The organism is Ignavibacteria bacterium (assembly GCA_016873775.1).
Lineage (GTDB): Bacteria > Bacteroidota > Ignavibacteria > UBA10030 > F1-140-MAGs086 > JAGXRH01.
Window position 1 is genome coordinate 1 of the sequence record VGWC01000150.1, and the last position, 1,784, is coordinate 1,784.

Consider the following 1,784-nt stretch of genomic DNA (forward strand, 5'->3'; position numbering starts at 1 on the left):
GCAAAACTATCCGAATCCGTTTAATGCAGCGACAGTTATCGGTTACAAGTTACAAGTTACAAGTTTTGTTTCTATAAAGATATACGATATTAAGGGGAATGAAATTGTTTCGTTGGTGAACAAGCAAATGGAAACAGGCGAACACCGAGTAGAATGGAACGCAGAAAATGTTCCAAGTGGAATGTATTTTTATAGATTAACTGCAAACAATTTTTCCGAAACTAAAAAATTATTGTTATTAAAGTAAATTTTTTCAAGAAGTAGTTATGAAAAACATTTTCCTTCTTTTCTCGTTTTCATTTTGTTTACTGACGGAAAACGTTCTTTCTCAATGGAGCAGTGATACGCTCACACACAATATTCATCGCGATGAAACGGAAATGCAATCGCTTGCTGTGAATGGAACATCGCTTCACGCCGTATGGAAACAAGAAAAATCCGGCGGAGCATGGGAAATACTGTATGCCAAAAAAGAAACCGGGAATGATTGGACAATGGCACGCAACATCAGCGGTTCATCAGGAACTGCATTCTCTCCAGCGCTTGCGGTGAACAGAGCATATAACGATGCATACATTGTTTTTCTTCAACAACCGGATGTGTATGATTTCAAAGATATTATCCTCGCGCGTGATTCAGGAAATACATTTCTCTCTACACATATTACAAACGATACAACAGAAAAATTTTCTCCAACAATTGCGATCGATGCGTACAGCAAAATTCACATTGCGTGGATAGGAAAAGATACGCTTGATAATTGGAAAATTTTTTATGCGTCGAATTATTTCGGAGAATGGAGAATACAAATGCTTGCAGGAAGCGAACTTGGTCCTTTTGGAAGCGGCGCATCTCCGTTTCTCGCTGTAAATACATACGGAGTCGCGCATATCGTGTATCGCGGAGGAGATTTCGGAAATTACCACATTCAGCACGTCTATAATGTACTTCCCGGTGATACAACGTGGCATTACGAAACTATCTCAACGCCGAACGAAAATGATTTCACCGCACAACTTGTCGTGGATGATATGAACACCTTACATTTACTCGCAAGTGGAAACGATGGCTGGGGATTTCCTCCTCACGCATATTATCGAACCAAAAACGAAGGTGGAAACTGGAGCGAGCCGCAACTTGCAACGAGCGATGGCGCTGGTTGGGGAAATTCGCTTTTCATTGACATCAACAGCAAAGCGCATATTCTCTGGGAAGAAACAAGCGGCAACATTTATACAGGAAATTTATTCTATGCATCGAACAAAACCGGCGTGTGGGAATCGGATTCATTGCTGTGCGATGAAAAATCGTTTGGAGGAAATTTCGTGATTGATGCAAATGGTTTTGGTTATGCTTTGCTCTATAACGGCGCAACATTTGATACGGAAGAAATACTTGCATTGCGTTCATCATCTCCGGTAACGAATGTTATTGAACATAATACGTTTTCTCCCCAACAATTTTCTCTTTCGCAAAACTATCCCAATCCTTTCAATCCAACAACAACGATTCGATTTGAAATTCCCGTAGGGGCAATTCATGAATTGCCCTTACAAACAACGTTGAAAATTTACAACATACTCGGTGAAGACGTTGCAACGCTTGTGAATGAAAATCTTCCTGCAGGAAATTACGAGCGAGAATGGAATGCAACGAATTTTCCAAGCGGATTGTATCTTTACAGATTGACGGCAGGAAAATTTTCGGAGACGAAGAAACTTCTTCTTCTGAAATAATTTTACTCAACTTTTCCGTTTTCCTCTCAAGTCGGTTTGCTTATATTA

General features: G+C 40.0%; 2 protein-coding genes. Both read left to right on the forward strand.

All coding sequences use genetic code 11. The features are described from left to right. Positions 1-247 (forward strand): T9SS type A sorting domain-containing protein (locus FJ218_11475; protein ID MBM4167521.1); only part of this gene is annotated, 247 nt, incomplete at its 5' end. Between the two features lie 784 nt (positions 248-1,031). Next, positions 1,032-1,736, forward strand: coding sequence for a T9SS type A sorting domain-containing protein (locus FJ218_11480; GenBank protein ID MBM4167522.1), 705 nt, complete (start codon positions 1,032-1,034; stop codon positions 1,734-1,736). The last annotated feature ends 48 nt before the right edge of the window (positions 1,737-1,784 follow it).

Bases quoted from the DNA above. Each gene is read 5' to 3' on its own strand.
- FJ218_11480 (MBM4167522.1), top strand. From the start codon at position 1,032: ATGAACACCTTACATTTACTCGCAAGTGGAAACGATGGCTGGGGATTT.